The sequence below is a fragment of the Spirochaetota bacterium genome (genome assembly GCA_034190085.1).
Taxonomy (GTDB): domain Bacteria; phylum Spirochaetota; class UBA4802; order UBA4802; family JAFGDQ01; genus JAXHTS01.
The window spans coordinates 17,950-29,335 of sequence record JAXHTS010000003.1 but is presented as its reverse complement, the minus strand read 5'-3'; the positions used below and the strand labels follow the sequence as shown (position 1 = coordinate 29,335).

Sequence of the window (11,386 nt, the reverse complement as noted above, 5' to 3'; positions counted from 1 at the left end):
CCTGAAAATGAAAAAGAACCAACAAAATATTGGTTATCAACTTTACCTGCTAATATATCATTTGTAAAAATGATAAACATAATAAAAATGCGCTGGCGTATAGAACGTGATTATCAGGAATCAAAACAAGAATTTGGATTAACTCATTTTGAAGGAAGGAACTGGATGGGATTTCATCATCATGCAACCTTATGTATTGCAGCATATGCTTTTTTAATGAACTGCCGTCTTCAAAATACAGGTAATAAAAAAAATGGAATCAACCAGAAGCGGCTTTCTTACCCAAAGATTACAAACCTCGAGGAAGCAGGGCGAGCAGTACGGCATGTGCCTGATTCAATAACAAGTTTGAGGTATTTAATCGCAAAAGAGATAGCAAGACAATTTTATAGATGTCCGTGTTGTGGGATCAGTAATAAAATTTTATGACACAGTAGGATTAGATATCTTATCTTAATTAGGAAATATAGTTTCTCTTACAAATAAGTGGAGAACAATGCCATTACATTCAAGGAAATGAACAAAGAAGTATCATTGATGGGAATTGAGGTAGCCTTTGATATAGTGAACATAAGGGTTTTGGATAATATAAATGAAAGCTATGATACTCGATGTTTTATAGCTTATAATTATTACGTGAAAAGGTTAGCCAAAAGTACGTGAGAATAGGCTAAAAAATAATAACAGATCGAATACTCCTACCTTCATGCATAAGCTCAAAAGCCCTATTTATCTCGTCTAAACTCATGGTATAGGTTATCATTTCATCTATTTTTATTTCTCCTGTTAGATATTTATCAACATAATTAGGAAGTTCAGAACGTCCCTTTACCCCACCAAATGCTGTTCCTCTCCAGACGCGTCCGGTAACAAGCTGAAAGGGACGTGTAGAAATCTTCTGCCCAGCACCGGCAACACCAATGATAATTGACTCTCCCCATCCTTTATGACAGCATTCCAGTGCAGATTGCATCAAATCCACATTACCCACACATTCAAATGAGTAATCCACGCCACCATCGGTCATTTCAACAATAACTTCTTGAATACTGACATCGCATTTATTTGGATTAATAAAATCAGTTGCGCCTAGGCTGTCAGCAATATCAAATTTATCCTCATTGATATCAATAGCAATTATCCTTTCAGCCTTGGCCATTACAGCACCCTGAATGACACTTAGACCGATGCCGCCCAGACCAAAGACAGCCACAGAACTGCTTGGCTTCATCTTTGCAGTATTGATAACAGCACCAATACCAGTAGTAATACCGCATCCCAGCAGGCAGACCTTCTCAAGAGGAGCGTTCTTATTTATTTTTGCGACAGCGATATCAGGCAGAACAGTGTATTCTGAAAATGTTGAAGTTCCCATGTAATGAAAAATAGTTTTACCATTTTTAGAAAACCTTGAAGAACCATCCGGCATAAGACCCTTCCCTTGGGTTGTGCGAATAGCCTGACATAGATTAGTCTTACCGGAAAGACAAAACTTGCATTTACCACATTCGGGTGTGTACAGAGGAATAACATGATCTCCCTGCTTAAGAGTCTTTACATTTTTTCCTATTTCTTCAACAATAGCGCCACCCTCGTGCCCAAGAATGGCTGGGAAAATACTCTCAGGATCATCTCCTGAAAGTGTGAAAGCATCAGTATGGCACACGCCTGTGGCAACATTTCTAATTAGAACCTCATTATCCTTAGGGCCATCAACATCTATTTCATCAACCTCTAAACCCTTTCCAGCTTCCCAAGCAATCGCTGCTTTAGATTTCATTTTCTTTCTCCTGTTATAAACGTTAGTAAAAAATACATTTTATTTTCTTGTATGCAAATTGTCTAAATAAATTAATTATTATAATTAAGCAACAATTTTTTATATAACATACTATTATTGATAGTAATTGCTAAAAAGCTAGATGGAAAATGCAAACCTATTTTTAATAATGCTTTATTATAGTCGATTATTTGAAAATAATGGTTATGTATAGAATAATTTATTAACAGCTTGACTATTATTATATATTATTTTTGTATATTTTCTTGACATTTTTATAAGTTACAACATAATGTGTATTTAAATAAATAATTGTTATAACAACTATATTAAGGAGTTAAATTATGAGGAAGCGTTTTTTAGTTTTTCTTATTGGAGCAATTGTTGCCCTGCCATTAGTGATCTATGCCGCAGCCCCAACTGCAGATCTAAAGGTTAAGAAGATAGGGAACAAAAAGGGTCCAGCTATTTACAGTCATACAAAGCACGCTAAGGCGGGGGTCAATAATTGTAAGGAATGTCATCACCAGGGAAATCAGGATGATCCATGTGCAAAGTGTCATGATCTCAAAAAGGATCCAAAAGGAAAGAAACGTCTTCATGATAATTGTAAGGGATGTCATGTGAAAATGAAAAAAGGACCAAAAAGCTGCAAGGCATGTCATCAAAAGAAGTAGATTGATTAGTAAACAGATATTTTATAAAAGGATGTCATCTAAAGACATCCTTTTTTAGTTTGTTTATAAATATAATAAAAATATTGAGAGAAACTTCTATTTCCATTGTATCTGACAATTTATGGTAGGTTTAGAGAAAGAAATTTTTATTTTAATATAAAAAACTATAACTAGAATATGAATCGCAGCGATAGGACAATTATTCAAAGATGCCCGGTTTAATCACTCATAGTAAAGTTTTCATTGAAACAATTAATCTGTTAAACAATAAAGAGAGAAAAAATCCATATTATAAATCTATTGTAACACTTTTTAAAACATCCTCATTTAGAAGGGCTGGACTGTTTGGAACTGTTGGTCCAAACATCTTCGACTTTCTTCCTGGTAGAAAAACACGTCTGTCTTATAGAAATGAAATCTCACATCTATTGCATAATGATGTCAGTGAAAAATTTATTACCTCAATGATCAACAAATTGTTTTCTTACGGAGATTATAATACAGAGTGGTCGGCAACCCAACGGGCTTATTTATATGGATACCTTTCACATGTAATAACTGATTCAATATTCCATCCCTTTATCCTTTACTGGTCAGGATTCCCAAATGGAGATAAAAAAAAGGAAATCTATTATTATAGGGAACAGCATCTTCTTTTTGAGTATAATATTGATCTATACTTTGATTACCTTCATGGTTCAGATAGATACAACTTTGATATAATGGATATGCTTCCGGAAAAAAACAAAATCGATTTAGCAATTAAAGATTATTTGCTCTCTTCTATCAATAGTGTAATACCTCAATTCAACTTAAAAAATAATTGGATAAAGGAGAAAAAATATGATAACCATGCATCTGGTTATGGGTATCTTGACATGGTACCTTACTTTATTCAATTATCCTATCGGATACAAAGGAGTAATACCAAATACTTGATAAAACTCATAAACAATATGAAAAGAAATAAATTATTTTTCCTTGATTTATTCGTGAGGTATCCACCACCCAGAAGGATCAATCGCCATATTTTAAATCTTCACAGGGAGAGGTGGTATAATCCTACAGGAAGTTCAGGTTTGCATTATGAATCAGTAGAAGATCTGTTGAAGTTATCGAGCGAAAGGACAGCGTTTATTTGGGAAGGGTTAGAAGCTAAACTATACTATAACGATGGATGCATATCAGATATTTTAGATGTAGCTAAATTGAACACATATACAGGAGAGATGGGCACTGGATTTGATGATTTGAAGATAAAACGATCTATACGTCTGCGATTTTAATATATCTCAAGTTGAAAAAACAATACAATCTAATATTTACATGATCCAATAAAGGTTGGGGAGAGAAATTTTATACTCATTTCGCCTTAGTCACTCCTGAATCCTATCATATACTTAATACTTATTATTTAGGTGAGGAATATCCTCCCAACGCAAACCGATAAGACCAGCCCCTATCCTGTCAACCTCATATGGATCATAACCAACAATAATTTTATTTAATGGAGGATCGCATACTCTTCCCCCAAGATGATGCTCACATAGCCCAACTGTGGCATCCATAACCGAGATGTCCGGTTTTCGATATCGATTAAGATCTGTAATTGATTCATGAATCCTATTGTGAAAAAGCGATTTCTTCCAATAACCACCAGCTTGGTAGTTTAGAGGTGGAGCGAATCCCATCATGTTCTTCAAGGTTCCAGTAATTGTAGCAAGACTATGCGCTTTTAGGACTGGAACAGAAATTATAAAATGACTCATTGCGACCTCTGGCATATGAAATTCCCTAAATACATGACAGGTGTCATCTTTAAGTAGAATGGTTTTTGCATTGTTCAGATCTATCAAATGGATATTCAAACGCTTTGCCATTTCCGAATACCCCAACTCATCAAATATTTTTTCTGTATCATAATCCGCCGCGCCGCATCCCTCAGCAATGATAATATCTGAGCTAGAGCATCCTCGGATATAATTAATAATTGCCTCACAACACTCAACTGGTGTGGTGACTGGTGGAGCAGTCGCTTGAACAAGGTTAGGTTTAATTAGAATTAAGTCATGTAAAGATAGGATTTCATTAGCCTTAATCTTATCAAGGGCTAATGAAATTGTTTTACTGTAGGAAACATTAAAATGCTCTATAGCAATTGTTTTCATTGATTCATATTAGAATTCATATCTTAATCATAACTAGACGATATAATTAATTTCTAGAATATAAGAGGATTTATTATGCTGGTGATTCAGATGCAGCAGGAAAAAATACTCTTTTTCTATCTTTCTTTCTCCAATATACCATCGCGTATAACGAGTTTTTGGTAATATCAAACCCTATCTCAAATTTTTTATAATTGAGTTAAACTGCTCTTTTGATAATTTTTTAATTGTTGGAATATCCATATATTTTACTAATGATGGGTTATCTATAAACTCTGATTTACCTGTCCTCTCTGCTAAAAACCTGATAAAATTCAAAGCAGCTATTTTATGGGGATTTATCGCATTATAGTCCATATAACTATACAACACAGAAAGACCTAAGAAGGGATTGGGGTATATTGTACTCAAGAGGGCGAGTTCTTCGCCAGTTACTTGATCGAAATAATTATAATGATTATTTAATATTTTATGGGTAAGTTCGTGAATTTCAAACATCTTCAAAATATCACTTTTTATGGATATTGATTTTACAAATGCATTTTTTATACAATGTTTAATATCTTCTGTTATACGTGAACCTACAAAAAACATAGAATCTACCTGTTCCCCAGCCAAGACCATCTTGGCAATAGTATAATCATTCTGTACCTCCTCAGGGTTTATATAGATCATATCAAAATAAAATGTTGAATTACTGGTGTTAAACTCATCATAATATATGAAAGGCTGAATATTATATATCTTTTCCTTAATATTAAAGAGGGGGTGAATTATATTAATTGGCTCTTTATTCCCATATATACAGTAATCTAAAACAATCCTTTCTTTTTTCGAGACTCCGACTTTAGAGAATTGTAAAATTACATTGTATCCTTCAAGATATATCTGTATCGATTTCAAGGTTTTGTCATCATATTTTTGGGGATGTTTATATATATCAAGCATCTTCTCAGCCATTATTTGTAGTTTTTTATTTTTTATTCTTCTTAAATAATTTTTGTATTGATTGACTAAAAACAATTCCTTTTGGATCATCTCTAAAGGAATACTATCTTCCTGGATTAAATTTATAAAGTGCGGATTTTCATTAAACAATAAAACTATGTATGCATAAAACTTACCATTCGGATTTCGTATATTAATAAGGTTTGGCCGAAAATCTTCGCTCCAGTATTCTGAGATGCTCTGTGCATTGCCTAAGTCAATAGATACAAATAGCATTATTAAAATTAATAGGGGGACAATATCCCTCGAATTTATAAATCCTCGCTTTTTCATAACCAATGAAAAATTACGGCATCAGAATTTTGGAATAATTAAATGAATTATTGCTAAAATTTAATGTGAATCTTCAATAAATTGTTGTCGCCTTCTGTAAAGTGGGAATACAATTTTCTGTTCAGTAATAGAAAGTCTATATAAGTATCTTCTATAATGCAACTAATATAATTGTCGACCTTTGAAAAATAATGATATTAAATGTGAGTCTTTATCAGGTCAAAATAGGGGATAAAATGGTTTTTCAATCTTTGAGATGTATAAGTACAGAATGAGTCTTTTGTATCATAGGATTATGAAACCATTTTATAGATTTAAATGTATTAATAAATTGACTCATATCCTTATAGTATTTAAATGTATAAAACACCTCATAATAACAGGAGGATTTCTCTGATGAATAATATAATACGATTTGGTGTTTCAATTGATGAAAAAATGCTTCAACATTTTGATAACCTTATAACTGAAAAGGGGTATGTCAACAGATCCGAAGCTATTAGAGACCTGATTCGAGAGATGCTAATAAAGGACGAAATATCAGATCCTGAGAAAGAAATTATGGGAATACTTGTCCTCATTTATAGTCATGAGGTGAGAGAATTATCAGATAGACTTAATGATATTCAGCATAATTGCTATCAAAATATTGTATCTACACTTCATGTTCATCTTGATAAACATAACTGTCTTGAAGTATTGCTAATTAAGGGCAAGGCCAAAATTGTTAAAGATATTGCTGATCACTTGATTTCGGTTAAAAATGTAAGGCATGGTAAGTTGACCATTACAACTACAGGAGAACATTTGTCATAAATATTCTAAATAATTAAGGATTGACTTCCGATAACAAGATTGGGATAATTCTTTACAAAAATATTTATAATGTTATAATTTATTACAAATCCGCATAATCAGTTTTTTTGATGAATGGCCATTGCATATTAATTAGTAAGATTTGAGATATGTATTATAAATAAAAGGATTATTTTCTGGAAATATAATAATGCTTATTGAATTACACAGGGAAGTGAAAAAAAAATATATAATAATATTATTCCTCTTATACTGTGTTAATTGCGCTCCACATAAATCAATCTATAAAGTTAATAATCCATATAATAAGAGATCCGCTTACCAAAACAACAAAGATCGTTTTGAAAGTCAGAGTTTTAGATGGGATAATGCAGACAATATTTGTATTGAAGATGTACCTATTAATGGATATAGAAGGAAAGAAGTCAAGGATCAAGGTTCTGATTATATCATCAGGAGAGTTTATAATAGAAATCAAACTAAATATAAAAATAAAAAATATTCAAATTTTTATTCATATAATAAGGATAATAAGTTTAAAAGCACGAAAAGAAGAAAAAATAAAGAGATATTATATAAGATTAAAAAGGGCGATACACTTTATAGAATTTCAAAAAAATACCATATACCTATTGAAGAGATATGCAGAATAAACAATATTAATGAAAACATTATCAAAGCTGGTGCATTCCTAAAAATACCAGTTAATGGCAGTGGTGAGGGAAGCAACAAAAAAAAATATGCTAAGAAGAAGCATCAATTTAGTTGGCCTTTGAAGAATATATTTACCGTTAGAAGAGATGGTATTGATGGTGTAAAATCGATTGGAATAATAATAACAGGGAGACCTGATGCACAAGTAATCTCTTCAGCTTCAGGGAAGGTCAATAAAATTGGGAGAATGAGAGGGTTTGGAAGGTACGTAGTTATTAGACATGCTGATAATTATTTCACAATATATGCAAACCTAAAAAAAATAGTTGTGGAAGAAGATGAGAAAATCAGATCTGGTAAAATTATTGGCAGAATTAACAATAACAAACTGCATTTTCAAATTGATTACAGAGGAAAATCCTTAAACCCATTACACTATCTTCCTAAAAGGGGATAAAATCAATTTTTAGCTTTCAGTTGGATTAGCTTAAGGATTCAAGTTAGGAATGCATAGCTTGATACAGGTCTTTTCTCTGTACCTTTATACTGGTTATTCGCATAGAACCAATCACTGTACCGAAGCCTTTATTTGAAACGATGCCTTTTACGTGTCAGAACAGTAATTTAAAGTACTTAACATAAATTTTTGTTATAAATACTATACAATGTTTCATATTTCCCCTGAACTGACTAACTTAGTAAAATGCTCAAAGGATCTGTCATAGGTTTTTTCAGCCTGCTTTGGGAAGAAACATGCTGGAAGCTCTCGCGATCTAAGGTGGTATGAAACACACTCACAGCATAGACCCTTCTTTGAGCAAGGCTCATAAGTACAATTACACATTTTATGATTCTTTTCCTTATTACATTCCATCTTCTACTCCTTTTAATCATTTGGACTCAGGATCCCAAATTGAGAACCACCAAGGTGATGAATTAACTTAACTCTACTAATATCAATTACTCCATTATCATTAAAGAGATTTTTGTTTACATAGGATGCAATTACTTTGCCAATAACCACTTTATGGTCACCTGAGTCATACATCTTATAAACCAAACACTCAATATGACCAACACATTCTTCAATATAGTATGCATCTATTATTTTGCACTTACTTGAAGTTAGTCCCGTCTTTGCTAACTTGTCAACATCTCTACCTGAATGAGTACCACAATAGATTACCTCATTAAGCATAGATAATTCTGGAAGATTTATGCAAAATGATTTTGATTCTTCTATTATCTTTAAAGAAAATCTTTCAAAACCGAGTGATAGACCTAACAATTTCGGTGATCCGCTTACTGGCATATGCCAAGCCACAGTGGTGATTGTAGATAAATTTGCTGTTGTGGCTGTAATAAGTATGACAGAACCGGCATTGATGATTCTATGAGACTCACTAACAGGGATATCAATTTTCTCCATTTTTATTCACCATTAATATACACCGATAATCATAAGTATAAAAAATAAAATATTATCTACATTTGTCATTTATAAAATACTAGCCGATGCTATATCGGTTCAAGCTATGAGATTTGAATACCTTATTTAAAACTAAATGAAATAGTGCAATAATTTTTATTGAAAATTTTATATTTGTTTTGATATTGAAGGATTCTATTTTATTATAATTAATTCTATAAATGTGAAAAAAATTAATAATTATGGCAATATTATTGAATAATCATTTCTAAAAACGACTCTATTCAAGATTATAATTGCAATTCATTTTTATAATTTTTAATATTCAAATATTTAACTATTGACTAATTCAGTAGTTACAGTAATTTCATAGAAATGAATTATTATTTTAACTAGTAAATTATTTCATTGTTCAAAACGACTTATTTTTTATACCATGATCAATTTTTTTATAGAAATATCATTGACTTAATATCTATAATAGGATGATATTCCACTCAAGATAAAAATGAATCCATAATATTCTGTTTCCCACAAATATAATTAATATGATGGCATATATAATATTTAATATTAGATGCATGCCATTATATCCTAACTATTAAATCAGTGTTAAACAATATCATGACACTACAAGATATAAAGTTATTAATAATTAATATATTACATACAGTAAAATGTTATTTGACATGATTAATAATCTTTTTAATATTCGCCTTTTATATGAGTTCAGCTCATTATTTAATATTCTAGGGAGTATATAAAGAATGAGAAATTACTTTCGTAATAAAGTTCAATCAGATTATAAATTAGACAATCAGAAAAATTCAATCTTGCTTAAAGAGTATTCACAAGTATCAATTAGAAGAGAGATAGAAAAAAGTTTTACAAAAATTTATGACACCAAGAAACACAGTTACTCCAACAAATTTCTACCTGATAATCAGAATCAATCAGCATATTATAACACACTATTAAATAAGAATTGGTATTCTGATAATTTATATCTTGCGGATTCAGTATATAATATAGACCTTTATGAAGCCTATATACGAAATATCGATGTAATTAGATTAGCAACATTATTGATTAAGCTTATCAATAACAATCTCTTCATGACAAGTGAAAATCGTTTTGGGAATGATTTTTATGACTACTGCAGAGACATATCAATTGAGTTAGATATTTTTCAAGGGATAGATGATACTGATCTTATTGAAATTTATCTCAAGCAAATGGTAATAATCATGAAGCGCAGCGAGCTTTTACATTATGTTGATGACATTGCTATAGTTGAAAATTATTTCACTTCATGTAATTCAATGTTCTCATTGTTATTTTCTTCCTTCTGGAATATTGTCAAATGGGAAGAGATATTTACTTCTGCGCCTGATGTTGCAAATGAATTGAGGGAGCATCGAAATGTCCTTGCCAATTTAATGATTAGACAAACCAGTAGCTTCAGGATAGATAAAATAGCAAATATTTTTTTTGAACTAACAGGATTTGGCAGAATTAACGATCTATACCTTATATCATTTATAGACTTTTATTTCTTCACTTGGCTTAAGCATTTCGGCATATTGAGATACTTAGATGGGGAGTTAAACGAACCTGTTGCAGTAGAGCTTACTGATTTTGGAAACAAGCTATTGCAAAATCTATAGGCTTTTAAAACCCTATCTGTCATACAAACAATATAACATTCCTCGCAACTCCGCTCACCATAACCTGAACTCAATGAATGGTTTATATTTATGTTTAATGAAGTTTTTAATTAATCCTGGTCCAGGTAACCAATAGGGTTTTGGAAAAATATACTTGGTTGTAATCCCCATAGTTGGATACTGAAGAATAAATTTTCTTAATGATAAATACATTCGATAATCAAATCTAGTTCTTCCATAAGCGATGACTCGTATCAAACGATTGGCTTCAATGGGATGCATTAAACAACTCTTTATATCTTCATGCTTCCTCTTCCACTCGAAATAGGATTCCCTTGAACTGAAGAAGCGATTGTTATCGCATGGGGCTATCAGATCTCCTTCTGACAACCATTTTCTTAATGGTAATCCAGCGTGTATCAATAAGCCCTTTGGTTTGTAATCTATTAGTATGCCATCCCTTTGAATTAGCTCAACCTTCTCCTTTTTGTGAGCGCATACTGATTGTACTACTACCTCCTTGCCGGGAAAAAAATTTGAAAGGGAAGTCGCTTCAAGTGAACATTCAGCATACCACTTTTGTTCATCATCCACATAAACTCGATGATGGTTCTTGAAGTTCGAAAATGGTCGAGCATAAAATATTTCCCCTATCTCCGGAAGTACTGCATCTTTAGGTAGTTTTTCACCCATGAAGGTCTTTATCTTTGCATGATTTTCATTCTGCAAGGCAATAATTATCCCTCCCTCTAAATCATGAAGGCTGCTCCTGATCTCATCTTCTGAAACTTTCATCTCATTAACAATTTCATCAACCTTAGGAGCAAATCCGGTCTCGATTACTGTATCAAATATCAACTTCTTTATTCGTTTAGTAGTATCACTATAATCTGCCATTATGATAACCTCCTTTA

The 11,386-nt window shown here is 31.8% G+C and carries 11 protein-coding genes and 1 pseudogene; 6 read left to right on the top strand and 6 right to left on the bottom strand.

Going from position 1 to position 11,386, the window contains the following annotated elements; translation table 11 throughout:
* A pseudogene (locus SVZ03_00775) lies at positions 1-335 on the top strand (transposase).
* A 335-nt stretch (positions 336-670) separates the two neighbouring features.
* On the opposite strand, the gene SVZ03_00770 reads toward SVZ03_00775, so the two are convergent.
* The gene (locus SVZ03_00770; GenBank protein MDY6932736.1) at positions 671-1,780 is read right to left on the bottom strand and encodes an S-(hydroxymethyl)glutathione dehydrogenase/class III alcohol dehydrogenase; all 1,110 of its coding nucleotides are present in this window, start codon (positions 1,778-1,780) and stop codon (positions 671-673) included.
* 344 nt (positions 1,781-2,124) lie between these two features.
* Here SVZ03_00770 and SVZ03_00765 point away from each other — a divergent pair, with 344 nt between their 5' ends.
* The gene (locus SVZ03_00765) at positions 2,125-2,457 is read left to right on the top strand and encodes a cytochrome c3 family protein (protein ID MDY6932735.1); all 333 of its coding nucleotides are present in this window, start codon (positions 2,125-2,127) and stop codon (positions 2,455-2,457) included.
* Positions 2,458-2,666: 209 nt separating this feature from the next.
* On the top strand, positions 2,667-3,743 hold the full coding sequence (locus SVZ03_00760) for a zinc dependent phospholipase C family protein (GenBank protein MDY6932734.1): 1,077 nt from the start codon (positions 2,667-2,669) through the stop codon (positions 3,741-3,743).
* Positions 3,744-3,857: 114 nt separating this feature from the next.
* Here SVZ03_00760 and SVZ03_00755 read toward each other — a convergent pair whose 3' ends face one another.
* On the bottom strand, positions 3,858-4,625 hold the full coding sequence (locus SVZ03_00755; GenBank protein ID MDY6932733.1) for a DUF362 domain-containing protein: 768 nt from the start codon (positions 4,623-4,625) through the stop codon (positions 3,858-3,860).
* Between the two features lie 174 nt (positions 4,626-4,799).
* Positions 4,800-5,723 (bottom strand): hypothetical protein, encoded by a 924-nt coding sequence (locus SVZ03_00750; GenBank protein ID MDY6932732.1) that lies wholly within the window; start codon positions 5,721-5,723, stop codon positions 4,800-4,802.
* Positions 5,724-6,302: 579 nt separating this feature from the next.
* Between SVZ03_00750 and nikR the strand changes: the two genes are divergently transcribed.
* A complete protein-coding gene (gene nikR, locus SVZ03_00745) occupies positions 6,303-6,722 on the top strand; it encodes a nickel-responsive transcriptional regulator NikR (protein ID MDY6932731.1) in 420 nt (139 codons plus the stop codon).
* 190 nt (positions 6,723-6,912) lie between these two features.
* Positions 6,913-7,833, top strand: a complete 921-nt coding sequence (locus tag SVZ03_00740) for a peptidoglycan DD-metalloendopeptidase family protein (protein MDY6932730.1) — start codon at positions 6,913-6,915, stop codon at positions 7,831-7,833.
* A gap of 213 nt (positions 7,834-8,046) precedes the next feature.
* On the opposite strand, the gene SVZ03_00735 is transcribed toward SVZ03_00740, so the two are convergent.
* Both SVZ03_00735 and SVZ03_00730 read right to left on the bottom strand, forming a co-directional pair.
* The gene (locus SVZ03_00735; protein MDY6932729.1) at positions 8,047-8,250 is read right to left on the bottom strand and encodes a DUF6485 family protein; all 204 of its coding nucleotides are present in this window, start codon (positions 8,248-8,250) and stop codon (positions 8,047-8,049) included.
* 12 nt (positions 8,251-8,262) lie between these two features.
* Positions 8,263-8,805, bottom strand: a complete 543-nt coding sequence (locus SVZ03_00730; protein MDY6932728.1) for a flavin reductase family protein — start codon at positions 8,803-8,805, stop codon at positions 8,263-8,265.
* A gap of 767 nt (positions 8,806-9,572) precedes the next feature.
* Here SVZ03_00730 and SVZ03_00725 point away from each other — a divergent pair.
* Complete coding sequence (locus SVZ03_00725) at positions 9,573-10,472, top strand: hypothetical protein (GenBank protein ID MDY6932727.1); 900 nt, start codon at positions 9,573-9,575, stop codon at positions 10,470-10,472.
* 54 nt (positions 10,473-10,526) lie between these two features.
* On the opposite strand, the gene merB is transcribed toward SVZ03_00725, so the two are convergent.
* The gene (gene merB / locus SVZ03_00720; protein ID MDY6932726.1) at positions 10,527-11,369 is read right to left on the bottom strand and encodes an organomercurial lyase; all 843 of its coding nucleotides are present in this window, start codon (positions 11,367-11,369) and stop codon (positions 10,527-10,529) included.
* Between the last annotated feature and the right edge of the window lie 17 nt (positions 11,370-11,386).